Origin of the sequence: Catalinimonas alkaloidigena (assembly GCF_900100765.1) — a bacterium.
Taxonomy (GTDB): Bacteria; Bacteroidota; Bacteroidia; order Cytophagales; family Flexibacteraceae; genus Mooreia; species Mooreia alkaloidigena.
The window spans coordinates 81,167-106,632 of sequence record NZ_FNFO01000010.1; the positions used below are offsets into that span (position 1 = coordinate 81,167).

Sequence of the window (25,466 nt, forward strand, 5' to 3'; positions counted from 1 at the left end):
ATTCCCGCGAATTCAATGCTGCCCAAAACCTACGACCCTTCCGACGTCGAAGCAAAGTGGTACCAATACTGGCTGGACCAGAAGTTTTTCGAATCGAAACCGAATCCAGACAAAGCGCCCTATACCATTGTGATCCCGCCACCCAACGTGACGGGTGTTTTGCACATGGGACACATGCTGAACAATACCATCCAGGACGTGCTCATCCGCAAAGCGCGCATGGAAGGCAAGGAAGCGTGCTGGGTTCCCGGCACAGATCACGCCTCCATTGCGACCGAAGCCAAAGTGGTGGCATTGCTGAAAAGCCAGGGGATCGACAAGCGCGACATCGGCCGGGAGAAGTTCCTGGAACATGCCTGGGAATGGACGCACAAATACGGCGGCATCATTCTGGAACAGCTCAAAAAACTGGGCGCTTCGTGCGACTGGAGTCGGACACGCTTCACGATGGAAGACGTGATGATCGAGTCGGTGACCAAAGTGTTCGTCGACCTGTACCGCAAGGGCTACATTTACCGGGGCGTGCGCCTCGTCAACTGGGACCCGGAGGGCCGCACCGCCGTTTCGGACGAAGAGGTAAACCACAAGGAAGTTGCTTCGCAGCTCTGTTACCTGCGTTACCCGATCGAAGGCGAAGCGGGTGAGTTTGTGACGATTGCGACCGTGCGTCCGGAAACCATCATGGCCGACTCCGCCATCTGCGTGCACCCGGATGACGAGCGCTACAAGCACCTGCACGGCAAACGTGCGCTGATTCCCCTCCTAGGACGCGCCATCCCGATCATTCAGGACGAGTACGTTTCGATGGAATTCGGAACGGGCTGTTTGAAGATCACGCCGGCGCACGACCCGAACGACTACGAACTGGGGCTGAAACACCAGTTGCCGGTCATCGACATTCTGAACGAAGACGGCACGCTGAATCCGGAGGCGCAGCTCTACGTCGGCATGGATCGCTTTGCCGCCCGGAAAGCCATTCTGAAAGACCTGGAGGCGCAAGACTTTCTGGTAAAGGTCGAGGATTACACGAGCAACGTGGGGTTCTCGGAACGGACCAATGCGGTGATCGAACCGCGCTTGTCACAACAATGGTTCGTGCGGATGAAAGACCTGTCGGCACCGGCCCTGAAGGCGGTAATGGAAGACGACATACGGCTGATTCCCGACAAGTTCAAGAACCTCTACCGTCACTGGATGGAAAACGTCCACGACTGGTGCATCTCGCGGCAACTCTGGTGGGGCCAGCGCATCCCGGCGTGGTACCTCCCTAACGGCGAGTTTATCGTAGCCGAAACCGAAGCCGAAGCACTCAAGCTCGCGCAGGAACAGGACGCCACCCTGACGCTGGCCGATCTGCGGCAGGACCCCGACGTGGTCGACACGTGGTTCTCGTCGTGGCTGTGGCCCATTACGGTGTTCGACGGGATCGTCAAGCCCGACAACGACGACATCAATTACTATTACCCGACCAACGATCTGGTCACCGCGCCGGAAATTCTGTTCTTCTGGGTAGCGCGGATGATCATCTCCGGGTTTGAATTCCGGGGCGAACGGCCCTTCAAAAATGTGTACCTGACGGGCATCGTGCGTGACAAGCAGCGCCGGAAGATGTCAAAACAACTGGGCAACTCACCCGATCCGCTGGACCTGATCGCGCAGTATGGCGCCGATGGTGTACGCACAGGTATGCTGTTCTCCTCACCCGCGGGCAACGACCTCCTGTTCGACGAGAAACTGGTGGAACAGGGACGTAACTTCTGCAACAAAATCTGGAATGCCTTCCGCCTGATCGAAGGCTGGGAGATCCACGACGGCGAAGCGGAAGCGGGCAACGACACGGCTATCCGCTGGTTCAACGCCAAGTTGAACGCCGCTATGCAGCAATTGGAAGGTCAGTTTGCGGAGTATCGGATGTCCGACGCGCTGATGACCGTGTACAAGTTGACGTGGGACGATTTCTGCTCGTGGTACCTGGAGATGATCAAGCCGGAATATGGCAAGCCCATCGACCGGGCGACTTATGAAACGACCCTGGGCTACTTTGAAACGCTGATGAAGCTGCTGCATCCGTTCATGCCGTTTATCACGGAAGAGTTGTGGCATGCCGTTCGCGAACGGCCGCAAGATGACTGCGTGTGCATTGCACCCTGGCCTGAAGCCGGAGCAGTAGAAACTGAATGGCTGACCGACTCGGAGCCGGTGCTGGAGATCATCACGCAGGTACGGAACCTACGCAGCAGCAAAGGCCTCTCACCGAAGGAGGCATTGGCGCTGTACGTCCGTACGGACAATCCCGCCCGTTACCAGGGATGGGAAGCGGTGCTAACCAAAATGGCGAACCTGAGCGCGTTTCAGTTCACAACCGAAAAAGTAGAAAACGCACTGTCGTTCATTGTCAAGACCGATGAGTTGTTCGTCCCTTTTTCCGAACAGATTGACGTGGAGAAAGAGCGCGAGAATGTCGAAAAAGAGCTGACTCGCTTGCGGGGTTTTCTGGTAGGGGTAGATAAGAAACTCTCTAACGAGCGCTTTGTGCAAAACGCGAAGCCGGACGTGGTAGAGAAAGAACGCCAGAAGAAAGCCGATGCAGAAGCCAAGATCAAATCCTTGGAAGAAAACTTGGCTGCGTTGCAGTAGCCCTTCATCGCTTATAACTTAAAAAGCCGGTCTGGTGTACACCAGACCGGCTTTTTTTATAAAGGTTAAAAGACGTTAACGGCTGATGATGATCCGTTTGGTCTGCACACCCGCCTGGCTCCGGAGCAACAGCACATACATGCCGTTCTTCAGCGTCGCAACCGGGAGTTGCAGTTGGTTCAACCCTTGGGTCGCCTGATACTGCTGTTGCATCACCTGCTGGCCCCGGGCGTTGATCAGTTGCACGTCGACCGCTTCGGCCTGTTCTGTCGCAAACGTCAGCGTTACGGCCTGCGCCGCCGGGTTCGGATACACATCCATCGTAGCGGGGACTGAGGCAGCGACCGCAGTCTGAGGCAGCACGCGTGCTTCGCCAGGAACGGTCACTTCCAGGTAATCGACGTTAGGACCACTCCTACCTGCTGCTACCAGTTGAATCGTATTTTTTCCTTTGTTCAGGGGTGCGTTCAGGCTGATCTTCGTCCAGAGGCCCCAGTCGCCGGTCGGCTCAAACGCCAGGCTGCCTGTTACGACGGTACCATTGACCACAAGGCGCATCGCACGTGTATCGCTGCCGCCGTGTGCATACCGAAAGGCCAGTTGGTACGTGCCTGCGGCCGCGCGTTCTACCTCCCAGGCGATGTAATCGTTGGAAGCGTGCAGGTAGTCCACAAAACCTTCACCACTGTAACCGGCGTGTTTGGACGAGACGGTCCCGCCTACCACTTGCGCGTTTTCTGCTTCGTACAGCGATGGCTGCGGTTCAGGCTCCACCACGTCTTCGGCCGGAATCGCTGCGACGAGGTAGTTGGTGCGGGCGCCTTGTGCCGGACTCGCCAGGTTGCCACCCAACGTCACAGTCCCCGCCGGAAACGTCTGTTTGTACAGGTCGAAGGCATTGATGCTGGGGTCGGTCGTGCCGAGGCGCTCCGTCACTTTTTCCCAATTGTTCAACCAGGCGGGCAGTCTCCACCCGCGCGGATCGTAAGCGACATACACCGTTGCTTTTGCCGTCAGCGTGAACGAAATCAGGGCGGCATCGGAGCTGTTTTTGTCGTCGTTCGCCGTTTTCACAAACTCAGCACCTTTGAGGGCTTCGGGCAGCGAAGTAACAGCATGACGATCCCGGTCGGTATAATGCTGCACGCCTACGTTCAGCACCGCTTCTTCGTATTTCAAGCTGCTGGTAGACGCAAGTTTGGTCATCAAGCCTCCGTCGGGAGCGGGCGGTGGCGGCGTGGGCTCGGTGTTCTCGCGGTAGGGCTTCACGTTCGCGACCACAAACACGTAATCCTGGTAGTCGCCGTTGGCAGCGGGTTCCATCGCCACCAGATAGCTGTGCGGCACCGCAACGCCTTCGCGATTTTTCAATGGATAAATCCGTACCGAATGCGACAGCGGCGAAGTGGTGTTGAGTTTATCTTCCGTATAAGTATTGTAACCGGCGTAACTGGTAGCTCCTACGTAAAAGCCGAACGCCGCCTTCCCCGGTTCGAACGTAAACGCATCGGTCAACACGGCAGGCATCAACGTCTGCTCCTGATCGAGCGCGATGGTGTTCACCTTCTTGGGCGTGGGCGTAGTTCCCGGCAGGTAATAACCATAGTCCAGCAGATCGTCGGGCGAATAGCGCGCCACCGGCTTTATGGTAACCGGGCCGTCCGCAGCTTTTTCAAAAAGGGGTTCGAGCACCTCATCGCCAATGGCAGACGGACCCGTTTCCAGAATCAACGCGGTTCCGCCCACATCGATCTTGTAACCCAGCGTGGTCACGATGTTGTGCAGCGAAGGCTCTTTGCCGCCTTGCTCCCCGGCGGTTCCCAGACCGTACAAGTAGACATTCGCTAGGGGTTGAGCCGGATCGTTGCTACTCACCTGCAACCGGTCGCTTAAGGAACCTACCTTCTTGGGCGTGAAAGCCACCTGAAGCACCAGTTGCTCGCCGGCCGCCAGCGTGTAGGGCAACGAAGGCACCTGCGTTACCCGGAAATCGCTGCCACTTTCGAGCGCGATTTTGGAAAGTTGCAACGGTCCGTCCCCCGTATTTTTCAGCACCACCTGCTGGGATGAACTTGTGGTCGAGCGTACGCCGCTAAAAATAAAGTCGGCGGTGGGCCACTGAAGCGCCGGTGCAGCCAGGGCATTGCCCTCGACCGGAAACGCGTCGGGCGTGGCCCGAACGGCCGGCTCAGCTTCGATGTAGACCGCTTGCGCCGCCAGGGCACTACGAACGACAGACGGATCTGCCGTAGTCGCCTGCCCTCTGACAGACGGGATAATGCCTGCACAAAAGGCCAGGGCAAAGCATACGTTTTGCTTCATCAGCGTAAGGATGTAATTCGGATTTGTTTCTATGTGGTTGAAGACTAGCGCAATCGTATCAGCGCCGCTGTTGTTGCCCATGTCAAACGCATTCCCGATGGGTTTGACATTACCGCAAGGGCTCCCAGCCACGCCTACTTACACCAAAACTACTACGCGCCGGGAAAATTCAAATACAGTTTCGACGAATTAGTCCTTATTTCTTACTCGGTTAACCTAAAAATCCAACTGGGTAACCCCTGCCCTCGCTTCGGTAATCGCCTGAGAAGCTCGAATCCATAACACCTTTTACCCTAAATTATTACACCTAGTCCAACCCGTTTCCTCCCCGTAATGCCTATGCCGCGTTTTAGACGAATGGCTTCCTTTTGCGGGTGAAAGCGAATGCCTGTCCTAAACGCAAAACGCCCCGCTTCAGGCGTGAAACGGGGCGTTTTGTATGGGAATATGAGTCGGTTTACATCTCTTTCAGTTCGCCGACCACTTCCGTCATCTTTTTCTTCGCGTCGCCGAACAGCATCAGCGCATTATCATAACCGAACAACTCGTTCTGGATTCCGGCGTACCCGGATGCCATGCTGCGTTTACTGATGATGACCGTACGGGCTTTGTCGGCGTTGAGGATCGGCATTCCGTAAATCGGGCTGCTTTTGTCGTAGCGGGCGGCGGGGTTCACCACGTCGTTTGCACCGATCACCAGGGCGACGTCGGTATTCGCGAAGTCGTCGTTGATTGCCTCCATCTCCACTAATTTGTCGTAGGGCACGTTGGCTTCGGCCAGCAGCACGTTCATGTGGCCGGGCATCCGTCCTGCCACCGGGTGAATGGCGTAGCGCACGTTGACGCCCTTTTTTTCCAACAGATCGGCCATTTCGCGAACAATGTGCTGCGCCTGCGCCACCGCCATGCCGTAGCCCGGCACGATGATCACCGACGACGCCGAATCGAAAATCATGGCGGCCTCTTCGGAGCCCACCTCTTTCACGACCATCTCCTGCCCACCGGCTCCGCTGACACTGGCCCCACCGCCTTCCTGCCCGAAGCCACCGAGCAAGACGCTGACGAGCGAGCGGTTCATGGCCTTACACATGATTTGCGTCAGAATCAGCCCCGAAGCACCGACCAGCGCCCCCGAGATGATCAGCACCTGGTTGTTCAGGACAAAACCCGTCGCACAGGCCGCAATCCCCGAATACGAGTTCAACAAGGAAATCACGACGGGCATGTCGGCCCCTCCGATCGGAATTACCGTCAGGATGCCCAGCAGCAGGGCGATGCCCAGCGTAATCAGCATCCACAGTTGGTTATTGGGGTAGATCACCATCATCGCAGCCGAGGCCACCATGGCCAGCGCCAGCACGGCGTTCAGCGCATGCTGTCCCGGATAGGTCACCGCCCCGCCGTTCACAAAGCCCTTCAGTTTGCCGAAGGCAATGAACGAGCCGGTGAGCGTCACCGCACCGATGATGACCGACAGCGCAATGGTCACGCCCACGGTCGTCGGCATCGAGGTATCGGCCGCGCTAAGGTAGCGCCAGTATTCCGAGGCCGCCACCAAGACGGAGGCCGCACCACCGAAGCCGTTGAAAATGGCGACCATTTCGGGCATGGCCGTCATGGCGACGGTCCGGGCGGCGTAAATCCCGATGGCGGAGCCGATCAGGATGGTCACAAAAATTTCGATGTAGCTGACCACTTCGCGGTCCAGCAGGGTGGCCAGCACCGCGATGAGCATGGCTACCGACGAATAGAGGTTGCCCTCGCGGGCAGTACTGGTTTTGCCGAGGCGCTTGATGCCGACAATGAACAGCACCGAGGCCAGCAGGTAGGCTATTTTAATAATGAGATCTCGATCCACGGGGAGAGTGTGCTTGGTTAGTGAAGTGATTGGGTGCGCAAACCGGGAAGGTCGCAGAAAGGCAAGGTGGGGTTATTTTTTCTTCTTGAACATCTGGAGCATGCGGTCGGTCACCACATACCCTCCTACCACGTTGATCGTCGCCAGCAGCAACGCGGCAATGCCCAGCCATTTGGCCAGCGAACCTTCCTGCGGTCCGCAGCAGATCATCGCGCCCACAATGGTGATCCCGGAAATGGCGTTGGAGCCGGACATCAGCGGCGTGTGCAACGTCGGCGGGACTTTGGAAATCAGCTCGAAGCCGACAAAGCTGGCCAGCACCAGCACATAAAACAGAACCAGTAGATTTTCGGTAGACATACAGTTCGGGTAAGTGGTTTTGTGAATGGGTGAAGAAGTGATCGCAGCGTGGCCTCCTGAGAACGGCCGCGGCCGCATTGTGCTTCGCCAGAAAATATGATTAAACAGTTTGCCGGATTGGTCGCGTAGTGCCGCCTTAGCTCACGGTTTTGGCCAGGATTTCTTTGGTGAACGCGTGCACCAGTTCGCCGTCTTTCGTGATGAGCGAGCCTTTGGTGACCTCCTCGTCCATTTCCCACTTAAAGCCTTGGTCGTCGGCAAGGTGGAACAGCAGCGCGAGGATGTTTTTGGCGTAGAGTTCGCTGGCATGGAGCGGCAACAGCGCCGGCAGGTTCGACTCTCCGATGATGGTCACGTTGTGCTTCACGACCGTCTGGTCACGTTCACTCAATTCGCAGTTTCCTCCGGACGCCACCGCCATGTCGACAATGACCGAACCGGGCCGCATGGACTTGACCATCGGTTCCGTCACTAGCATCGGCGCTTTTTTTCCAATCACGAGCGCGGTTGTAATCACCAGGTCGGCGTCGGCTACGTGCTTCGAGACCATCTCCTTCTGCTTGGCGAGGTATTCGGCCGAGACTTCGCGGGCGTAACCGCCTTCGGTCTTGATGCCCTCTCCTTCCACTTCTAGAAATCGCCCGCCGAGCGATTCGACCTGCTCCTTGGTTTCCGGACGTACGTCGGTCACTTCCACCACGGCACCCAGGCGTTTGGCCGTTGCAATGGCTTGCAGCCCCGCTACACCAGCCCCAAAGATCATCACCTTGGCAGGCGTAATGGTGCCGGCGGCGGTCATCATCAAGGGGAAGATTTTGCCCAGTGCGTTGGCGCCCAGCAGCACGGCCTTGTAACCACCCAGGTTGGCCTGCGATGAAAGCGCGTCCATTTTCTGCGCCCGCGAAATGCGCGGCACCGCATCCATGCTGAACGCGCTGATGTTCTTCGCGTTGAGGGCCTCGACTACGTCGGGAATGGTGTAGGCATACAAAAAGGAAATCAGGATGGAGCCTGGCTTCATCAACGCCACTTCTTCGACCGTCGGGGCGTTGACTTTGACCACCACGTCGGCCTCGGCGTAGAGGCTGGCCGCATCGGAGCGGATCGTGGCACCCGCGTCCTGATACGCTTCATCCAGAAAGTAAGAGTTGACACCGGCTCCTGCTTCTACGTCGCAGGTAAAGCCTTTTTTGAGGAGAGTTTTGACTGCGTCGGGGGTTAGGGCGACGCGGCGTTCGATAGCATTTGTTTCCTTGGGTACAGCGATTTTCAAGGTTCCGTGCGGTTTGGGTAGGTCGTCAATATGAGAATTTCCGGGCTGATTTGAAAACCAGCCCTTTACACGCTGTAAAGGTGAATGTTTTTACATAAATCGGAAACGAAAACCGCAGAGATTTCGCAAATAGAATCGCCGTCCCGCCCGCCAACGGTAGAAGCTCCCGCGTCAAAGGCGGACTTTTGCGAAAGATTATTCGGAAGAAATACGGATTACTCAGTCGTCAAACTTCACGTCTTTCACCTGCAACTGGAGACGCGTTTGCCCACGGAAGTGGTTCTCTTCCAACGTGTAGCACAATTGGAACGGCTCACCGTCGGCAATGCGCGGGTAATAATGCGCCAGTCCAAAACCAATACCCTCCATCACCGGCGAGTCCTGTTGCTGCACCCGGAAACGGAGGTGCGGCGGCGGCACAATCTTAGCTCCGACCGGGACACAGCCGGCGTCGACGACCTGACGGGTGACGAACAACGGGTTCATGTTGCCCGGACCGAACGGGGCGAACTGCTTCAGCACCCGCCAGAACTTCGGCGTGATGTCGGCAAAGTTGAGTTCGCAGTCGATCTCAAAAAGGGGAATTTTCTGTTCCGGCGTCAGGCGGCGCGTCACGATCTCCTCGAACCGCAACCGAAACTGGTCCAGTTTGTCGGGCGAAAGCGTCAGCCCGGCGGCCTGTTGGTGACCCCCGAATTTCTCCAGCAGGTCGGCGCACTCGTTCAGCGCGGCATGGAGGTCGAACCCATCGACCGAGCGGGCCGAGCCGGTCAGCGATCCGTTCGATTTGGTCAGGATGACCGTCGGGCGGTAGTACTTCTCGACGCAACGCGAAGCCATGATGCCCACCACTCCTTTGTGCCACGCTTCGTGATACAGCACGGTCGTATTGGTCTCTTCCGTGATGTCTTCTTCTTCCGCAATCATGTCCATCGCCTGCTGTGTCTGCTGCGTGTCGTAGTCGCGGCGTTCGGTGTTGCGGAGTTCCAGCAGGTTGGCGATGCGCTCGGCCTCCTGTTCGTCGGTGGCGGTCAGCAGTTCGACCACCAGGCGTGCGTGCGCCATGCGTCCGGCGGCGTTGAGGCGAGGTGCGACCACAAACACAACGTTGCTGATGTTCAGGGTATACTGGCCGCTGCGTTCGTCGGGAAAGTGGCCGGCAGCAGCCAGCAGCTTCCGGATGCCCAGGCAGGGATCTTCCAGCATTTTCCGCATGCCCCAATGGGCCAGAATCCGGTTCTCGCCGGTGATCGGCACAATGTCGGCCGCAATGCTGATCGCCAGCATGTCGAGGTAGCGGTACAGCGCCTGCAGAGGAACGCCGTGCCGCACGCAGTAGGCCGACAGCAACTTGAAGCCAATGCCACAGCCCGACAGTTCCACAAAAGGGTAGGGACAGTCGGCGCGTTTCGGGTTGAGGACCGCCACCGCCTCGGGCAACTGGTCGCCGGGTTCGTGATGGTCGCAAACGATGAAGTCGATTCCCTGACGGCGCGCTTTTTTGATTTTTTCCAGGTCTTTGGTCCCGCAGTCCAGGGTGATGATCAAGGTCACCCCCCGCTCCAGGGCATAGGCAATGCCCTGGTCCGAAATGCCATAGCCTTCCTGCTTGCGGTCCGGGATGTAGTAATCGATGTCGGGATGGAGGTTCCGCAGAAACGAATAGACCAACGACACGGCCGTGGTACCGTCTACGTCGTAGTCGCCGTAAATCAGGATCTTTTCGCGCTTCTCCTGCATGGCGACCGTCATACGCTGCACCGCCTCGTGCATGCCGCACATCTGAAAAGGATCGTGTAGGTCGTCCAGCGAGGGCCGGAAAAAGTCTTTGGCGTCGTCGAACGTCGTGATGCCGCGCTGAATCAGCAGACACGCCAAGGTTTCGTTTACATGAATGGCTCGCGAGAGCCGCTCCACCTGCTCTGAAGATGGTGTCGGGCGATAAGACCATCGTTTCTCCATAACCACAAAATAACGAACCTTCCCGGGAAAAGAGAACAGCTTTTCGGCCGGGAGCCTACGTCCTTCTCACCTGACGCAAAAGAGGCGCGCTCCCCGGGGGAACACGCCTCTTTTGTATTTTTCTTACGCGGCAAGCTTCCTGCCGACTTTTACCACCCGCTTCCTTCGTCGGGAACGGTCGAAATCTGCGGTTTCGGCGCCTTTTTCGCGGCCGGGGCCGGACCTGCTGCCTCCAGGGCTTCCTGCATGGCGATGCGATCGCCGTTGCGGTACGCCACGATCCACGCGTCTTTCACGCCCATCTCGCGCAGGTATTTTTTAAAGGTATCGGCTTCCCAATACTCCGCAAACTGCCCCAGCGTAACGCGCTGCGTGCCGTCGGAATCCTGTTCGCCTCCGAAATTGGGATGGTTCTCGAAGTATTTGCTCAGGTTTTTATTTTTAAAGGCCCCGATCTGCACCTTGAAGACCAGCCCGTCGACCGGCGCCACCCCGTGCTGGGCGGCAGCTTTGCGCTCGGTAGAAGGCGGCGTTGCCAAGGCTTTGGCTTTACTTTCGGCCAGTTGCCCTTTCAGGTTCGAGTTTTCGACGGTGGCCTGGTCCAGTTGCTTTTGCAGTTGCATCACAGACGACCGCAATTTCTCGGTGTCCGAAACAGCCTTGTCACGCTCTTCCATCAACTCTTTAAACTCCAGCGGGTCCATGCTCTTCTGCTTCTTGGCCCACTCTTTCGCTTCTTTCTTGTCGCTCTTTTTGCTCTTCTGGGCAAATGCATCGTTCACGTTACCGGCCATCACGATGAGCCCGAGTATCAGCACAACTTTTTTCATAGTGGCGTATTAGGTGATAATCCTTCGTTAGCGCCTCCAAGATAGAGCGACCGCGAGGAATAACCTGACCACGCGCCCACGGCCCTGCGCCAGTGGCAGCAAGTTTTACGCAAGAGGCTGACCGATTGGGAATTCCGCCTGCGTTTCGTCACAAAAACTAACGTTTGCAGCATCAGGAGGCACACCGGAAAATCGGCGGGAGTGCGATCCGCTTTTTTGTAGTAAGGTGCTTACCTTAGGGGCGAAAGCCGTTGAAACTCATCCTTATGAATCACGCATGATCCACCCACTCGACCTACGTTTCCTGGGCCATGACCACACCATCGCCTCGTTTCTGATTTCCACCGCCGAAGGCCCCATCCTGATCGAAAGCGGCCCTCACTCCACCTTACCGGCACTGGAACAGGCCCTGGCTCAGCACCACGTTCAACTGGCCGACATTCAGCACGTGCTGCTCACCCACATTCATCTGGATCACGCAGGGGCGGCCTGGGCACTGGCCCAACACGGCGCTACGGTCTGGGTCCACCCGGTCGGGCTGCCTCACCTGGCCGACCCTTCGCGGCTCATGCAGTCCGCACAACGGATTTACGGCGACGACATGGACCGCTTGTGGGGAGAGATGCGGGCCATTCCGGAAGCGCAACTGCATGCGGTAGCCGATAACGCCCTCCTGCGTTTCGGCGAAGTGGAACTGCGCGCCCACTACACGCCGGGGCACGCCTCGCACCACATCGCCTGGCAATACGACGACGTGGTGCTGACCGGCGACGTGGCCGGCGTACGCATCGCCAACGGGCCCGTGGTGCCGCCATGCCCCCCGCCCGACATCGACATTGAGCACTGGCGCGATTCGATCCGGTGCCTGCGCGAACTGGCGCCGCGCCAACTGTACCTTACGCACTTCGGGCGTATCGACGACCCTTTGGCCCACCTGGACGAACTGGAAACTCGCCTGATCGACTGGGCCGCCTGGATGCGCATTCCGTGGGAAGCGGGACGAACGGCCGCCGAAGTGGTGCCGGAATTTCAGGCGTACGTACGCCAGCAACTGCGCGACCAGGGCGTCACCGACGAGGAAGTGCTCGCGCAATACGAAGCCGCCAATCCGTCGTGGATGAGTGTCGAAGGGCTTTTCCGCTACTGGCGGAAGTATCAACCTAAAACCGAAGTCAACTAAGCGTTATTCCCATGAAAGTAGAAACGTATCAGATCCAGGACTGGGAAGAGCCGGAAACCGGCCTGGTACTGGCCGAGAATGACGAATGGATTCTCGTGCACTACATCCCGTCCGATTATGTGGTGGACGGCTACAAGCTGTTCAAAAAATCGTTTGTGCAGCAACGCCTCCACTCCGAGCACGAAGCCCGCGTGGAAAAAGTGCTACGCCTGAAAAACGTAACCGACGAACCGCCGGAAGGCTTTGCGTTCGGCACTACGATCGAACTGCTCCAATGGGTCGAAGACCGTTACGGCATTTTCGAGTTTCAGGAAGAAGACGAAGAGGGGCTGTATTACGGAAAAATTTCGTACGCCTCGGCCGATACGCTGGTGATCGACATGATTCTGGCCGACGGGACGGTTGATACTGATTACGACTACGAATACGACGTAGACGAGATTCGGGCCATCACCTTCGGGTCCGATTATCACCTGTCGCTCCGGCTGCTGTGGCTCGACCAACAGGCGAGTGCCGAAGGACCGGAACTCGATTAAGGAACGTGCACCAGCCGGCGGGTCGCCACGCGCCCGTCGTCGCTCGTGAACTGCCAGACGTACACACCCGGACGCCAGGCGGCGGTGGAAAGCACTGTGGTTTTTTCGGCATACAGACGCTGATACGGCACCACCAGGCGTCCGGCCACATCGACCACCCGGAAGCTACCCGCCACCGCCACGTCCATCTGCAACTGTTGCCGGACCGGATTGGGATACACCCGCACGGACGCTGCCTCCAGCAAAGGCGGCGCTGCTGAAGGAAGGCCGGTCGTCTGACGCAGGTAGTGCACACCGCCGGCGCGCGTGCCCCCCAGTACGTCGATCTTGCCATCGCCATCCAGGTCACCGACGGCAGGCACTAGGTACTGCTGCCCGAAGCGCGCAATAGCCAGCGTATCGGCATACGGGCTGGCAATGAGGCGGCTCTGAGGTACGGGCCGCCCCGCGAGTTCGCGTGCAATGTCCGAGTAGACCAGGAGGCGGCCACTGCGATCGCTGGTCATCAGGTCGACCCGGCTATCGTTGTCCACGTCAGCCAAAACTACCTTCAGTTGCAGGAAATCCAGACTGTCGCCGATGCCGGCGACATTGTCCTGCGCCAGCACAAACGCAGGGGCGGTGGCGGTTCCATCGTTCCGGTAGTAGCGTAGACGCCCCGGATATTCCCCGATCAAGGCATCCACATCGCCGTCGCCGTCCAGATCAGCAAAGGCCAGGCTCTCGCGCGAGGTGGCGGTAAGGGACAATTGCTGCATAGACGCCAGATTAAAAACGGCAGGCGCACCGGCCTGGGCCTCATTGGGCAGATAACGCACATTTTGCCGGGGCGATTCGTAGATCGTCAGTACCAGATCAAGGGCGCCGTCGCCGTTCACGTCGGCAAAATAAGGGGTCAGTCCAGCCCATTCGTTCCCCGTTAATGCCAGCCAGTCGTCCGTTTCGAGCCGAAATACAGGAGCCGTTGCCGTTCCCACGTTCCGGAAAAGCGTCAAACCCGACGCCAACGCCCCGTCGGGTTGCACATTGCCTCCGTTTCCGATGACCAGATCCAGGTCTCCGTCGCCATCCAGGTCGGCCAGCGCCGGCGTAGCGTCGGTGCCCACGTCGATCATCTCGCGCTGCAAAAACGCATCGGTTCGGTACGCAAAGCTGGCGGGTTGTTCGCCCGTAGCCGTATCCTCGTACAACCAGGTGCTGCGCTGATAGTCGACCACGCCGTTCACGTCATTGTGCAGGCTGGTCGACACCACAAGGTCGGGGCGGCCGTCCAGGGTAATGTCTTCTACAAAAGCCGCCGGCATTTCGGCCAAGTCGACCGGATGGGCAGCCGGGTAGTTGGTCAGGATCGAGGTCATTTGCGCCGCGGAGGCAGTCCCGGTGTTTTTCAGCAACGTCAGGTTACGGCAACTGGCATCGCCCACCAGTGCATCCGCTACGCCATCGCGGTCGGGGTCGAACAACGTCAGGGTCGAGCCAATGTGCTCGACGTTCTGGGGCAACGGCGGATGGGTTGGAGCCTTGTCGGAAGGCCGCGGGCTTTCGGGCTGCACCAGGCAGGGCTCCGGATACGACTCGAACGTGTAATCGGTGCATCCCTGTTCGATAAAATTCCCCCAGTAAGCGCTTGCACCCTCAAACACCAACGCCTCGCGCCCACCCGTGGTTTCTACGCTCATGTTCCGGTACCACTCGGCCGAATTACGCCCGTAACCAAATAACAGAATGTCGAGGTCGCCGTCGCCGTCAACGTCATAGACGGAGGGCAAATCGTCGGGAAACAGAGCAATGGCGCGGTCTTGCACACAACTGAGGGGATGCGTCGAGCGCAACACGTCCCGCACCTTGGAGAAGCCGGTCAGGCGCGTGCCGTTGTGCTCGCCCCGGTACACGGTAATGTTGAACGAGACCGAAGGGCCGCTAAACTCGTTGGTAAACAGGTCGCGGATGCCGTCGCCATCGTAGTCGCGCAGCAGCATCCAGTTCCGTACCACTGGAAAAAGCGACTGGTACGCCGGGGCATAGCGCCACCGAACGCCATTACCGTCGGAAACGGCCAGAAAAGTCAGCACGGTTCCCGACGAACGCTCGAAAACCACAAGGTCTTCTACCGGATCATCGTCCAGCCGAATGCGCGAAAATTGCGCGCTGTTCAGGCCACCCGCCCAGGCGTTTCGGAGGGAATCTTCGCCGCTACTGACCGGAATCGAATTCTCGGGCCGAAAGGCCAATTCTTGCGCTGACAGCCTGAAAATCAACAGACAAAACCCACATAATAATCCGTAATGTTTCATTCAATCCATATCTTGCGTCTCCCTCAACTATAACTCTGAGCCGTCGGGCAAAAGTATGTATACATCGACCGAAACTTTGTACCGCCATTTTCAGGAGTGCGGCGCCGTCAGCACCGATACACGCCGCATTCCCGCCGACTCCATCTTCATTGCTCTGAAAGGACCGCGTTTCAACGGCAACCAGTTTGCGGCCGAGGCGCTGCAACAAGGGGCCTGCTATGCCGTGGTCGATGAGCGCGACGCCGTCGTAAACGAGCGTTGCCTGCTGGTGGAAGATGGCCTGAAAGCGTTGCAAAACCTCGCCCGAATGCACCGCCGTCAGCTCAGCATTCCGGTGCTGGCCGTAGGTGGCTCCAACGGTAAGACGACTACGAAGGAACTGATCGCGGCCGTGCTGGGTAAAAAATTTCGGACGTTCGCCACGCGCGGCAACCTCAACAACCACATCGGGGTGCCCCTGACCCTACTGAGCATCTTTGCTGATACGGAAATGGCCGTAATTGAAATGGGGGCCAACGCGCCCGATGAGATCGATCTGCTGTGCCGCATTGCTGAACCAACGCACGGCATCATCACCAACGTGGGACTCGACCACCTGGAGGGGTTCGGCAGCCACGAAGGCGTGATCCGCGCCAACGGCGAACTGTACGATTACCTGGCTCAGCACGAAGGCATGGCCTTTGTCAACACGAACGAGCCCGACCTGGTGCGCATGGCCGAGGTGCTGCGCTACCTTACGAAATACCCCAATCCGGGCGATTTTTACCACTGCACACTGCTGCCTTCCGACTTTTTTGTGAAAGTACAGGCCGAAGACGGCACAGAAATCCAGACGCAGCTGTTCGGCCGGTACAACTTCCCCAACATTGCGACGGCCCTTTGCATCGGCAAATATTTCGAGGTGCCGCCGGCCGATGCGCACGCCGCGATCGCCGACTACGTGCCGAAAAATAACCGCTCGCAGTTGGTGCAAAAAGACCATAACACCATTCTGCTCGACGCCTACAACGCCAACCCCAGTTCCATGCAGGCGGCGGTCGAAAACCTGGCGCACCTGAAGGCCGCTCACAAAACGGTGATTCTGGGCGACATGCTGGAGATGGGCCACGAAAGCGAGTCGGAACACCGAAAACTGGGCCAACTGCTGCAACGCCTCCACTTCGATACGGTGCTGCTCTGCGGCCACGAGATGCAGTACGCTCACCGGGAAGCACCGGGCAGTCACTGGTTTGCCGACCGGCAAGCGCTCAAAGCCTGGCTGGCCGATCACCCCATCCGCGACTCGTACGTGCTGTTGAAAGGCTCGCGGGGCATTGGCCTGGAAGAGGTCGTGGAAGGACTTTAAGGCGGCGTCGATCAGCGCGGAGCTACGGCCCCCTGAGCGTGTCGGGCGGCGGCGTGGGTCCGCGGGGAGGATAGGATAATTTGGGGCAAGTTGTGTAAAAAATCACATGAGCCGCTGAAAATCACTATCTTACTAACGCGACCTTCTGCTTAGACGACACTTCCATGAAGATTTTGGTGGTCGATGATGAGTCCGACATCCAACCGCTTTTTGAGCAACGCTTCCGCCGCGAAATTCGCCAGGGCACCGTCGAACTGGCATTTGCCCATTCGGGGGAGGAAGCGCTTGCTTACCTGCACCAGCACATGTCGGAGATCATCCTGATTCTTTCGGACATCAACATGCCGGGCATGAGCGGCCTTGAGCTGCTGCACCGCATCCGGCAGACGTATGCCGCACCGCCGCCGGTGGTCATGATGGTGACGGCCTACAGCGACGAGCAAAGTTACCAGCAGGCCCTGCAGTACGGCGCAAACGATTTTTTAACCAAGCCGCTTGACTTCAACGCGCTGAAAAGCAAACTAAAAAGCGCCTTATGAGTGCCAAAATTTTAGTGGTAGACGACGAGTCCGACCTGGAACTTCTGATCAAACAGAAATTCCGGCGACAGATCCGCGAAGGAACCTACGAGTTTTATTTCGCGCCAAACGGCCGCAAAGCGCTGGAAAAGCTGCAAGAGCAGTCGGACATCGACGTGGTGCTCAGCGACATCAACATGCCTGAGATGGACGGTCTTTCGCTGCTGGTGAAGCTCCACGAGCTGAGTCCCCTGATCAAGACGGTGATCGTGTCGGCCTACGGCGACATGGACAACATCCGCACGGCCATGAACCGCGGGGCGTTCGACTTTGTGTGCAAACCTGTCAACTTCGCCGACCTGGACGTGACCATCCAGAAAACGCTCCGGCACGTGACCCAACTGCGCGATACCCTGCGTGCTGTTAAAGAAAACAACATCCTGCGCATGTACGTCGACGAGACGGTGATCCAGTTCATGTCACGGCAGGAGTTCGAGACGTCGGTGATGCTCAACGAAACCGTGCAGGCGTCGGTGGCCTTCGTCGACATCTGCCGTTTTACCGCCGTCAGCGAACACGCGCCTGCCGATACGGTGGTGCGGCTCCTCAACAAGTTGTTCGACGTGATGGTGAAGGAGATCATCGCGCAGGGCGGCTACATCGACAAATTTATCGGCGATGCGGTAATGGCCGTCTTTCGGGGCAATTACCACCTGGACCGGGCCATCGACGCGGCCCTGGCAGTGCGTAACCGGATCGATGCCCTGCAGGAAACCATTCCGGAAGCGCCCGGCTACGTCCCGAAAGTCTCGGTAGGCATCAACGCCGGGGAGATGATTTCGGGCAACATCGGCTCGGCCTCCCTGCGGCGGCTCGACTACACCGTGATCGGCGATACGGTCAACCTGGCGCAACGCCTGCAATCTTCCGCCCATCCGGGGCAGATCCTCATCACCCATCACGCTTACCAGCAGATCAAAGAGTCGTTTCGTTGCGAACCGCGCGGCGAAGTGATCCTCAAGAATAAGGAACAGCCGGTGGAGGTCTACGAGGTGCTGGAGTAAGTCGTCAGCCCGGGGGCGTTACCTCTGCGCGGTACTACGTAACGCCAAGTGAAAAGAGTGCTGGCAGAAAAATAGCTTTTGTTTCAGGACCATCACGTGCCCATTGAAACGTGGGCCTGCACTCATCTACGACACAGACACCTTTCTGGCCTCACTGTAATTTTCGTTCTGTAGCAAGGTATTCAATTATTATACTATCTTGTTGCTGAGCTTCTTTACGACGACAGGTACGCCTACGCATCCTTCTCCAGCCAATTTTTCCTCTGCTTTGGTGTGTGCCCCCTTTGTCGGGGCCAAAACGTATGCCTCTCCCCTAAACCCTACTGCCCTTCCCCATGAAATCCTCTACCCTGGCCCTTGCCCTACTCGCCGTGGCGGTTCCTTCCGTCGCGGTCGCTACCCGCCTGTACAACCGACGGCAACGCCGGTTGCAGACACGCATCCGCAAGTTTCAGCAACGTCCTCTGCACGATTGGTCACCCGCGTTTCTGCAAAGCAAGCGGCAGCGTACCGACCCTGTGGCCGATGGGGTGATCCGCGCCATTCTGGAAAATAACCAGGCGCACCTGATCAACGGCCTGTTTGCCGCCCTGGTCCGCAACGATAGCCCGTTGCCGACGGAACTCCCTCAAGAAGCGCACGATTATTTCGCGCTGAAGGGGCACCTGCCGCCCTGGGCCGACCCTGACCTGATTGCCGTCGCCGAACGCGTCTACCTGGAGCACGGTCCGCTCATCAGCCTGATTCTGAACTGCAAATCGCTTCCGGAAAGCTACGCCTGCGCCAAAGGGGCCATGGTGCTGCACCTGACAGGTCGCCTCAACGAACAACAGGGCGCCATGAACGCCTACAGCCGTCGCATTGTCGAGACCGCGCAGTTTGTGGTCAATGTGATGTCGCCCGGAGGCCTGGCACCGCACGGCACCGGCATCTGTACGGCGCTGAAGGTTCGGTTGATTCACGCCACCATCCGGCATTTCCTGCACCAGCAACCCGAGTGGGACGTTGCTCTTTTTGACGAACCCATCAACCAGGAAGACAAAGCCGGTACGCTCATGTCCTTTTCGGCGCTGGTGCTCGAAGGACTCGCGCTGCTGGGCGTCCGCCTTTCGCCCCTGGAAGAAGAAGCCTTTCAGCATGCCTGGTGTGTGGTAGGTTACTTTATGGGTGTAGACGACGACCTGCTGCCCAACAACGTGGCCGACGCCCGCAAGCTGGGCCACGCCATCCTCGACCACCAGATGCAGGAAAGCGAACACGGAAAGGCCCTGACCAGCGCCTTGATTCGCTTCAACGAAGAGGTGTCGCGGGAACCGGGACTAAGCGGCGTATTTCATGAGATGCTCTATTTCATGATGGGGAAACGCCTTGCCAGCCTGCTGGGTGTACAGACCGATCCCTCACAGGAGACCCAGGTGCGCCGCCGCGTGCTCGCCCTGGTAGGCGACGTAGAGCGCCTCGTGCATAGTTCGCGCCTCATGGAAGTGCTGGCGGAAGAGATGAGCAAGCTACTGCTCCATGGGATGCTGCACCACATGAACCACCACCAGCCCATACGCTTCTACCTGCCCGAATCGCTAAAAAAAGACTGGGGATTTGCCGAAACCGCCTAAACCCTTCCTCCCTTATGCACCAACCTTGGATCAATTTTACCGACTACGCCCCCCTCGGCCTCTTGTTCAACGGCGTGGGCTGTTTGTTCTGGGTGGTCTCCTACACGGCGCTGGTCTGGAGCATCCGGCAGAAAAAGTTTGTGGAGATGCCCGCGTATGTGGCGTGTGCCAACATCGCCTGGGAGTTTGTCTGGAGCGTGTTTTTCCATCCCGATTCGGGGCTGCTCTACAGCCTGAGTTACCAGGCCGCCTTTCTGCTCGACTGCTTCATCTTTTATTCGTTGCTGCGCTATGGCACCAAGCAGGTCATCACCGCGGGCTTCCGCCGCTACTTCACGGCCTTCTGCCTGGCGAACCTGGTGTTTTGGATCGGCTTCAGCTACTTCTACCGCAGCGAAGGGTACGACACCGCCATCGGGGCCAATTCAGGGTACCTGATCAACGTAATTCTGTCGGCGCAATGCCTGTTGCTGCTGGCAAAAACCGCAGAGGCGCATCTCTTTTCGTGGACGGTTGGCTGGAGCAAGATGCTGGGAACGGGGCTGATCACGGTGTCGATGTTCATCTTCTACCCCGACAACCACTTTGTCCAGTTCCTGGGCATCACCTGCCTGTTGCTCGACAACTTCTACCTCTACGTGCTCTGGCGCAAACGTCAGGCCTATTCGCTACTTCATACACCCCACCCCCATGCTCAATCGGCTGGTTAACTTCTTTGTTCCACCACAAGAAACGCAACGCGCCGACCGCCTGCGACTGGCCCGCATTCGTATCATCGTGTTTTTGCTCAGTGCGTTTCTCAACCTGCTCTACATCGGCAGCGCGCTGCAGTATCAATTTCATCCGGTCGAATACGTGCTGCTGGCCAACGCCCTGCTTTGCCTCGTCACCGCTTTTCTGCTGAAATGGGGGGTGCCCGGCTGGGTCTGTGTTCACCTGCACATGTTCAACCAGACTACCTCCGCGTTTGTCACCATTGTGCTGGGCAGCGGACTGGAATCCCCCTCCACCGTGGGCATTGTCCTGATGCCGATTCTCGCGCTGCTACTCTCCGACGTGCGCAACAGCCTGGTGTGGCTTGTGGTTTCGCTCGTTTTTTCGGGAGGCCTCTTCTATTACGAATCTACCTACGGACCGCTACCCAGCCATTTTGACGAACCGTATCGCCTCACCTACCTTTTTTCCAGCGTGCTGGGGGTCACCGCTGCGCTGTTTGCCTGCGCCCTGGTGTTTTACCACGAAAAAGCCCGGGCGGTCGATACACTGATCCGCACCAACCTGGAGCTGATCGGCATGCAGGAACAACTTATCCAGAAGGAAAAAATGGCATCGCTGGGCGAACTGACGGCCGGCATCGCGCACGAAATTCAGAATCCCCTCAACTTCGTCAACAACTTTTCGGACGTCAGTGGCGAGCTGGTGGAAGAGCTGAAAGAAACCCTACGCACACCGGAGCAAGATCCGTCCCTGGTGACGGAAATCCTGCATGACCTGACGCAGAACCTGGAAAAGATTCACCACCACGGTCGCCGGGCCGACAGCATCGTGAAGGGCATGCTGCAACACTCCCGCGCATCGGGCGGCGAAAAACAGCCCACCCGGCTCAACGACCTCACCGACGAGTATTTACGCATCGCCTACCACGGTTTCCGAGCCAAAGACAAAGCCTTCAACGTAACCCTGACAACCCGCTTCGATCCGCAACTCGGCAAGGTAAACGTAGCCCCGCAGGAACTGGGGCGGGTACTACTCAATCTGTTCAACAATGCCTTTTACGCTACCGATCAGAAGCGCAAGCTTCAGCAGAACGGCTACCTGCCCGAGGTGACGGTCAGCACCCAGAAAACCGGCAATCGGGTCGAAATTCGGGTGCAGGACAACGGCACCGGCGTTCCGGCGGCCGTCAAGCAAAAGATTTTTCAGCCGTTTTTCACCACGAAACCCACCGGCGAAGGAACGGGGCTGGGGCTTTCGCTGTCCTACGACATTGTGACGAAAGGCCACGGCGGGGAGCTAAGCATGGAGAGCCGCGAAGGCGAAGGCACGGAATTCGTCATCCGGTTGCCTGCGCTGTAGCATTCAGGCAGGTTTCTCCAGTGCCGAGGCGGCCCGCTGTTGCAACTGTTCTTTCATTTCGGCGACGGCCCGGTTCTGGTAGCGCAACCGGCGGCACATGATCTTCATGATTTCGCGGGTTACTTCAATGTGGTCGGCCATGATCTCGTAGAACGCGTGCTGATCCAGCCGCAGCAGAAAACTGTCTTCCAGCGCCGTGACCGACGCCGAGCGGGGTTCGGCATCCAACAGCGAAAGTTCTCCGAAAAAATCGCGGTTTTTCAGTTCGGCCAGCGTGTGCTCGCCGTCGTGCACGCGCACAGAGCCTTCGTAGATGATGTACATGCAGGTACCGATCTCGCCCTTTTGCACGATCTGCTCACCGACCACCACGGGAACTTCCTTCAGAATCGATGCAATGTCGACCAGAATGTCTTCGGGAGTTTCACTGAGCAATCGCGTGGTTTTCAGAGCCATCACTTTTTCAACGGCCAGCAGTCGGGAGTTCATAGCATTTTGGGCAAGTTTTTGAAAAAGTACGGACGCACCGTTTTCGGGCAACCGGTCGTGCTGAAAGCCCTGCAACGTCCAGCAGGCGGTTTCGGCCACCAGAGACGTAGGATGCGAGAGGGCTCCCATCACCTCGGCCGTCAGCGCCTCCAGTTGGAGCTGTCGCACTACGTAGAGCGTAACGGCCTGCGTCCAGACGTTGACCACCGGCACCTCCCGGCGGTTGATCAGCTTTTGCAGGTAGCCCGTCGGGGACAGCCGCACGTGCGGAAATCGTGGGTTCAGAATCTTGATCTGCTGCGCAATCGGGAAGTCTTCCAGCAGGGGCAAGATAATCGAACTCAGCTCTTTTGCAACCAGCACATCGAGCACTTCCAGCGCGTTGGCGCGTTTCTCCCGGCTGGTTAGTTGCAGGCTGTTCCAGACCTGTAACACGTCGTTGGCCTCGTACAGAAAAGAAAGCAACAGCAGGAGGCGGCGCTTGAGGTGGTGCAACTCCACTTCGAGGGCGCGAATCAGGAGGGCATAGTACGGCAACTGGGCAGCGGTAGAAGCCAGGCCGATTGCTTCCATGGCATTCAGAAACCAGGCCGCGTCGGCCAGTTCGGCGTGCAGGGTACGCAGCACCACCTCTTTCTCGGCAGCATTGGGCTTGTAGCCGCAAAGCGAAAGCGAATGGAGAATCTGGTTCCGGACTTCGATGTTTTCGAAATACAGTTTGTCTTTTAGCAGAGCAATGGACTTGGCACCGCCTACTTTGCCGCAGATGGCGATGAGCCGGCGCATGCGTACCGGGTTGTAGTCGGCTTGGTTCAGTTCCCGCTCGAACAGCCCGATTACGCCCTCGCCGCTCTGGATGAGTGCATTCATCGCGACTTCGAACACGTCCGGCGACGAGACGGCCTGCAACAAGGGTTCGTACAGGCGCGGGTGACGAATGATGCCGGCCGCTTTCAGCGCGGCCTTCCGCACTACCACATCTTCGTCGTCGAGCAATCCCAACAGCGGGTGGTAAAAATGGTAGATGCCCACTTCGCCGATCACATCGGCCGCAAAAGCACGCTTCTCCGGCTGGGTGGCGTAGATGTAGTCGTTCAGGCGCTGCCCGGCCACGATCACGCCGTCGATGCCGCCGGAACAGATCAACCCCACCAGCGCACCGGTCCGCACGGGCTCGTCGGTAGCTTCCAGGTAAGGAGTCACTTCGTCGACCACCGTGGCCTCGCCCAACTTGCAGTACACCCGGAGGGCCTGTTTTTTCAACGCCAGCACCGTTTCCTGTTCCATCCGTTTCTTGATTTCTGGCAACAGCGAAGCCTGCCGCAGCGCATCCACTTTGGCGAGCGCTTCCTGCCGGACTTCTTCGGAGGGATGCACCAGCAGGCGCTTCAGCATCTGCGGCAACTGCCCGTGCCGGTGTTTACTCAGGATGTCGAGGGCGTACAGCACTTCGCCCGGGTAAGGGCTGTCCAGCTTTTCGTGAATCAGCCGCAGCGTTGCGGGGTCTTCCACCGACAGCGCATGGCCCGCCAGCAGTCGCTTCTTCAAACCTTGTTCCAGCACCCGCAGGTACCGGCGGTTCAGCACCCGGATGGCGGCGACCCACCCGACCAGCACCACCAACAGAAACCCGCTGAAGTACTGGAGCGACAGCGCATCCAGCAGACCGAACCCGACCAGCACCAACCCACTCAGCCCGACGGCTGCCGCTTCGACGTTGCCCAGCAGATCGAGGCCGAGCATTTTCATGCGTCTGGGCAGCGGCTGCAACAGCGCAATAAACGTGTTGCTGTAGAGCGACGACCGCAGGGTGTCGTTCGCCACCATGATCACCACCCAGAGCCAGACCAGCAGCAGCGTAGGTCCGACCAGCCCGCTGAGGAGGCTGGACGCCATGATGAGACCCAGCACCAGCGGGAGGGCGAGCAGCGCCGCCCGCAACCCGAACCGCCGCTGCACCTGTCCGTAGAGGAACGTTTTGAGGAGAAAGGCGGCAAACTGCCCCATCGCCAGAATAATCCCGATAAAAAAAGTAATCTGCGACTGGTTGGTGAAACGGCTGCTGACCTGGCTCAGAAAAGCGAACTCGATGAGGGTAAAGGTCAGCACCGCAAACACACAGGTCAGGGCCAGGGCGGCCAAAAAATCGCCGAGGCGACCCTTCCCTCGCCGGAAAAGCGACACCGGAGGCGCGGCCTCGGCTTCGGTACTGGTTTCTTCGAACGTCAGGGTGCCCGGCCGGGTCGTCAGCAGCGCCAGAAAGACGAGGGCACCGAGCAACGCACCAGCCGACCACCACAGCAGATTGGGCGTGCCGATCAGGGGCACCAACGCCGAAGCCAGCAAATAGCCCAGCACACTCGCGGGGGTTTCGGCGGAAGTGATCAGCCCGAACAGCCGTTTGCTTTGCCGCACGTCGAACAGCAGCAGCGCCAGCCGCAGAAAGCCCGCCGACAGGTACGAGGACATCACCCGATGCCACACAATCAGCCCGAAGGCCAGCCACGCCGCATGCGCCCACCCCATGCCGATCCGAAACAGCAGGATCACGACCAGAATCACCCCTACCTCGGCCAGCATCAGCGTCCGGGCCGGTACAAAACGCGTGATCCGGGCATACACCCCGTTCAGGAACAGCAGCAGCAGACCAGTAGAAAGGTAGACGTACGCCAGCGTACGAATGGGGTACTCGGTCAGGAAGAGCGAACTGGCCGCCGTGAAGAAAAGGGCCAGTGCCGTGGTCTGAAAGAACGAAAACAGCAGAAGCGTACGCACCACCCACACCTCGCCTTTCCGCAGGTTCAGCAGGTCGTTCAGGTTGGCTAGGTACCTCATCAATAACTCCTTCGAGATCAGGAAAACTGTTCGGTTCGGACGGTCGTTACGCTGCGTAAGCAACGGCAGCTGGTACTGAAAAGAGGGGTACGGCGGCCGGGGATCGTTGCACGTTTCCCGGGTGGCGCTACTGTCGAGCCGCGTAGGGCAGAAACACGGGTAGCGACGGATGCGGCCACCAAGTGATGATGTTGCTTCGGTGCAAACGGATGGACACCCGTGAGCGCATCTGTTTGAAAAGTAGCGTTTTTGCGCCAGCAATCCGTGTACCTAC

General features: G+C 58.3%; 17 protein-coding genes. 9 read left to right on the top strand and 8 right to left on the bottom strand.

Annotation, left to right across the window (positions count from 1 at the left end; translation table 11 throughout):
• Positions 1 to 15: 15 nt before the first annotated feature.
• Positions 16 to 2,637, top strand: a complete 2,622-nt coding sequence (locus BLR44_RS21740) for a valine--tRNA ligase (protein WP_089686108.1) — start codon at positions 16 to 18, stop codon at positions 2,635 to 2,637.
• 75 nt (positions 2,638 to 2,712) lie between these two features.
• On the opposite strand, the gene BLR44_RS21745 is transcribed toward BLR44_RS21740, so the two are convergent.
• The 6 genes from BLR44_RS21745 to BLR44_RS21770 all read right to left on the bottom strand — a co-directional run bounded on the left by BLR44_RS21745 (position 2,713) and on the right by BLR44_RS21770 (position 11,242).
• The gene (locus BLR44_RS21745) at positions 2,713 to 4,959 is read right to left on the bottom strand and encodes a choice-of-anchor D domain-containing protein (RefSeq protein ID WP_176956155.1); all 2,247 of its coding nucleotides are present in this window, start codon (positions 4,957 to 4,959) and stop codon (positions 2,713 to 2,715) included.
• 457 nt (positions 4,960 to 5,416) lie between these two features.
• A complete protein-coding gene (locus BLR44_RS21750) occupies positions 5,417 to 6,817 on the bottom strand; it encodes an NAD(P)(+) transhydrogenase (Re/Si-specific) subunit beta (protein ID WP_089686112.1) in 1,401 nt (466 codons plus the stop codon).
• A 72-nt stretch (positions 6,818 to 6,889) separates the two neighbouring features.
• Positions 6,890 to 7,177 carry an NAD(P) transhydrogenase subunit alpha part 2 gene (locus tag BLR44_RS21755; protein ID WP_089686114.1) on the bottom strand — a complete coding sequence of 96 codons (288 nt, stop codon included), beginning with the start codon at positions 7,175 to 7,177 and terminating at the stop codon, positions 6,890 to 6,892.
• Between the two features lie 136 nt (positions 7,178 to 7,313).
• A complete protein-coding gene (locus BLR44_RS21760; protein ID WP_089686116.1) occupies positions 7,314 to 8,450 on the bottom strand; it encodes a Re/Si-specific NAD(P)(+) transhydrogenase subunit alpha in 1,137 nt (378 codons plus the stop codon).
• Positions 8,451 to 8,669: 219 nt separating this feature from the next.
• Complete coding sequence (gene recJ, locus BLR44_RS21765) at positions 8,670 to 10,412, bottom strand: single-stranded-DNA-specific exonuclease RecJ (protein ID WP_089686117.1); 1,743 nt, start codon at positions 10,410 to 10,412, stop codon at positions 8,670 to 8,672.
• Positions 10,413 to 10,561: 149 nt separating this feature from the next.
• Positions 10,562 to 11,242, bottom strand: a complete 681-nt coding sequence (locus tag BLR44_RS21770) for an SPOR domain-containing protein (RefSeq protein ID WP_176956156.1) — start codon at positions 11,240 to 11,242, stop codon at positions 10,562 to 10,564.
• Positions 11,243 to 11,519: 277 nt separating this feature from the next.
• On the opposite strand from BLR44_RS21770, the gene BLR44_RS21775 reads away from it, so the two are divergent.
• On the top strand, positions 11,520 to 12,422 hold the full coding sequence (locus BLR44_RS21775) for an MBL fold metallo-hydrolase (RefSeq protein ID WP_089686119.1): 903 nt from the start codon (positions 11,520 to 11,522) through the stop codon (positions 12,420 to 12,422).
• An 11-nt stretch (positions 12,423 to 12,433) separates the two neighbouring features.
• Positions 12,434 to 12,958: a hypothetical protein gene (locus tag BLR44_RS21780; RefSeq protein ID WP_089686121.1), complete on the top strand. Its 525-nt coding sequence runs from the start codon at positions 12,434 to 12,436 to the stop codon at positions 12,956 to 12,958.
• On the opposite strand, the gene BLR44_RS21785 is transcribed toward BLR44_RS21780, so the two are convergent.
• The gene (locus tag BLR44_RS21785; RefSeq protein WP_089686123.1) at positions 12,955 to 15,252 is read right to left on the bottom strand and encodes an FG-GAP-like repeat-containing protein; all 2,298 of its coding nucleotides are present in this window, start codon (positions 15,250 to 15,252) and stop codon (positions 12,955 to 12,957) included. The two genes, BLR44_RS21780 and BLR44_RS21785, sit on opposite strands and share 4 nt — an antisense overlap.
• Before the next feature lie 55 nt (positions 15,253 to 15,307).
• On the opposite strand from BLR44_RS21785, the gene BLR44_RS21790 reads away from it, so the two are divergent.
• The 6 genes from BLR44_RS21790 (at position 15,308) to BLR44_RS29330 (ending at position 21,868) form a co-directional block, all read left to right on the top strand.
• Positions 15,308 to 16,597: a UDP-N-acetylmuramoyl-tripeptide--D-alanyl-D-alanine ligase gene (locus BLR44_RS21790; protein WP_089686125.1), complete on the top strand. Its 1,290-nt coding sequence runs from the start codon at positions 15,308 to 15,310 to the stop codon at positions 16,595 to 16,597.
• 164 nt (positions 16,598 to 16,761) lie between these two features.
• Positions 16,762 to 17,136 (top strand): response regulator, encoded by a 375-nt coding sequence (locus tag BLR44_RS21795; RefSeq protein ID WP_089686127.1) that lies wholly within the window; start codon positions 16,762 to 16,764, stop codon positions 17,134 to 17,136.
• Positions 17,133 to 18,179 carry an adenylate/guanylate cyclase domain-containing protein gene (locus BLR44_RS21800; protein WP_089686129.1) on the top strand — a complete coding sequence of 349 codons (1,047 nt, stop codon included), beginning with the start codon at positions 17,133 to 17,135 and terminating at the stop codon, positions 18,177 to 18,179. The genes BLR44_RS21795 and BLR44_RS21800 overlap by 4 nt, the downstream gene beginning before the upstream one ends.
• A 335-nt stretch (positions 18,180 to 18,514) precedes the next feature.
• The gene (locus BLR44_RS21805; RefSeq protein ID WP_089686130.1) at positions 18,515 to 19,792 is read left to right on the top strand and encodes an oxygenase MpaB family protein; all 1,278 of its coding nucleotides are present in this window, start codon (positions 18,515 to 18,517) and stop codon (positions 19,790 to 19,792) included.
• A gap of 14 nt (positions 19,793 to 19,806) precedes the next feature.
• Positions 19,807 to 20,502 (top strand): transmembrane-type terpene cyclase, encoded by a 696-nt coding sequence (locus BLR44_RS21810; RefSeq protein WP_089686132.1) that lies wholly within the window; start codon positions 19,807 to 19,809, stop codon positions 20,500 to 20,502.
• Positions 20,483 to 21,868: a sensor histidine kinase gene (locus BLR44_RS29330; RefSeq protein WP_089686134.1), complete on the top strand. Its 1,386-nt coding sequence runs from the start codon at positions 20,483 to 20,485 to the stop codon at positions 21,866 to 21,868. The genes BLR44_RS21810 and BLR44_RS29330 overlap by 20 nt, the downstream gene beginning before the upstream one ends.
• 3 nt (positions 21,869 to 21,871) lie before the next feature.
• Here BLR44_RS29330 and BLR44_RS21820 read toward each other — a convergent pair whose 3' ends face one another.
• Positions 21,872 to 25,192 (bottom strand): cyclic nucleotide-binding domain-containing protein, encoded by a 3,321-nt coding sequence (locus tag BLR44_RS21820; protein ID WP_089686136.1) that lies wholly within the window; start codon positions 25,190 to 25,192, stop codon positions 21,872 to 21,874.
• Between the last annotated feature and the right edge of the window lie 274 nt (positions 25,193 to 25,466).

What these genes read in the sequence shown, in the direction of transcription:
- BLR44_RS21780 (WP_089686121.1), top strand. Translation starts at nt 12,434, where the DNA reads ATGAAAGTAGAAACGTATCAGATCCAGGACTGGGAAGAGCCGGAAACC.
- BLR44_RS21790 (WP_089686125.1), top strand. Translation starts at nt 15,308, where the DNA reads ATGTATACATCGACCGAAACTTTGTACCGCCATTTTCAGGAGTGCGGC.
- BLR44_RS21755 (WP_089686114.1), bottom strand. Translation starts at nt 7,177, where the DNA reads ATGTCTACCGAAAATCTACTGGTTCTGTTTTATGTGCTGGTGCTGGCC.
- BLR44_RS21745 (WP_176956155.1), bottom strand. Translation starts at nt 4,959, where the DNA reads ATGAAGCAAAACGTATGCTTTGCCCTGGCCTTTTGTGCAGGCATTATC.
- BLR44_RS21810 (WP_089686132.1), top strand. Translation starts at nt 19,807, where the DNA reads ATGCACCAACCTTGGATCAATTTTACCGACTACGCCCCCCTCGGCCTC.
- BLR44_RS21775 (WP_089686119.1), top strand. Translation starts at nt 11,520, where the DNA reads ATGATCCACCCACTCGACCTACGTTTCCTGGGCCATGACCACACCATC.
- BLR44_RS21795 (WP_089686127.1), top strand. Translation starts at nt 16,762, where the DNA reads ATGAAGATTTTGGTGGTCGATGATGAGTCCGACATCCAACCGCTTTTT.
- BLR44_RS21740 (WP_089686108.1), top strand. Translation starts at nt 16, where the DNA reads ATGCTGCCCAAAACCTACGACCCTTCCGACGTCGAAGCAAAGTGGTAC.
- BLR44_RS21820 (WP_089686136.1), bottom strand. Translation starts at nt 25,192, where the DNA reads ATGAGGTACCTAGCCAACCTGAACGACCTGCTGAACCTGCGGAAAGGC.
- BLR44_RS21800 (WP_089686129.1), top strand. Translation starts at nt 17,133, where the DNA reads ATGAGTGCCAAAATTTTAGTGGTAGACGACGAGTCCGACCTGGAACTT.
- BLR44_RS21805 (WP_089686130.1), top strand. Translation starts at nt 18,515, where the DNA reads ATGAAATCCTCTACCCTGGCCCTTGCCCTACTCGCCGTGGCGGTTCCT.
- BLR44_RS21770 (WP_176956156.1), bottom strand. Translation starts at nt 11,242, where the DNA reads ATGAAAAAAGTTGTGCTGATACTCGGGCTCATCGTGATGGCCGGTAAC.
- BLR44_RS21785 (WP_089686123.1), bottom strand. Translation starts at nt 15,252, where the DNA reads ATGAAACATTACGGATTATTATGTGGGTTTTGTCTGTTGATTTTCAGG.
- BLR44_RS29330 (WP_089686134.1), top strand. Translation starts at nt 20,483, where the DNA reads ATGCTCAATCGGCTGGTTAACTTCTTTGTTCCACCACAAGAAACGCAA.
- recJ (WP_089686117.1), bottom strand. Translation starts at nt 10,412, where the DNA reads ATGGAGAAACGATGGTCTTATCGCCCGACACCATCTTCAGAGCAGGTG.